Genomic DNA, 1,151 nt, shown 5'->3' on the forward strand with positions numbered 1-1,151 from the left:
GCATTGCTTTGGCTGGGAGTTGCCGTAGCACTAGCACTACTGGCACTATCCTCCCCCGCATCGGCACTTTCTCCCGAGGCGCTGGCATTGCTGGAATTGCTGCTGGCTTCGGTACTGACATTGCTTTGGCTGGGAGTTGCCGTAGCACTAGCACTACTGGCACTTCCCCCGGCGTTATTGGTTTGAGCGCTGCTGCTACTGCTCTCCCCCGCCGCCGGGGAAACCGATGTCTCGGCTTCATCGCTCCCGGGATTGCTCTCCTCCTGGGCGTTGTTGGCATTGTGGGAATTGCTATTTTCTCCCGAAGTGTGAGCGGTAGCAGTGGTGCTGGGGGGCGAGTCTGAGGCAGCGATCGCTTCCCCACTGGCACTGCTGGCGGTGGCCCCGGGAGTAAACTCCGTGTCGCTACTGGTACTGGTTTCCCCGGTGGATGAAGTGGCGATCGTCTCGCTGTGACTTGCCGCACCGGTTTCATCCGCCACCGAAGCGGCACTCACGGTAGCGCTGCTGCCACTGGCGTCTGTGAGAGTTGTGGATTTGAAGGGCTTAGGCATGGTTATTTATCTCCTGGCGATAATGGTCTAAGAATAAAGAGAGAAAGAAAGACTGGTATCTTCTGAGCTACTTGTACCATAGTCACTTTCCGCGTAAGCAGACCCTTCAGCAAAAGAGTCCGTCATCGCGTAATCCTCCGAGGTATAAACCAAAACAGAGGTTTCGCTGCTGGTTGAGGTATAGTCACCGCTGGCTATAGCCGTAGCTTCGCCATAACCAAACCCGGAAACGGCGATCGTGTCTGCATCAGCAGACGTCCACACCCCGCCTGCAAGTTGCTCGCTTTCCTGCACTGTTTCTACAAAATTCAAATCTTCTACAACCATCATTGTTTCTCCTTATGTTCAAAATGAGTCTATCGCTCATATTTGTTATTTTTATTGTTTAAAAAAGGAAAATCCGGAACGGGGGAGAACCGCTGAAAGCTTTTCTCCCAGCTAACAGCGGTTATGTCTTTATACAATATTAAGTCTCGCTCTTAACTGCAATGACTAAACATAGTAATAACTATCGTCACTAGCAGAAAAGGCATTGACGGTAGAGATGGATTTACCATCATCTGCATAGGTGTTGAAAGAAACCTTGCTAAATGAATT

General features: G+C 51.0%; 2 protein-coding genes. Both read right to left on the bottom strand.

All coding sequences use genetic code 11. The features are described from left to right. On the bottom strand, positions 1 to 554 hold a 554-nt coding region (locus LKK83_RS24595; RefSeq protein ID WP_324634060.1), incomplete at its 3' end, for a hypothetical protein. Between the two features lie 27 nt (positions 555 to 581). Beyond that, positions 582 to 884, bottom strand: coding sequence for a hypothetical protein (locus tag LKK83_RS24600; protein WP_324634061.1), 303 nt, complete (start codon positions 882 to 884; stop codon positions 582 to 584). Between the last annotated feature and the right edge of the window lie 267 nt (positions 885 to 1,151).

Source organism: Phormidium sp. CCY1219 (assembly GCF_035615515.1).
Classification (GTDB): Bacteria; Cyanobacteriota; Cyanobacteriia; order Cyanobacteriales; family Laspinemataceae; genus CCY1219.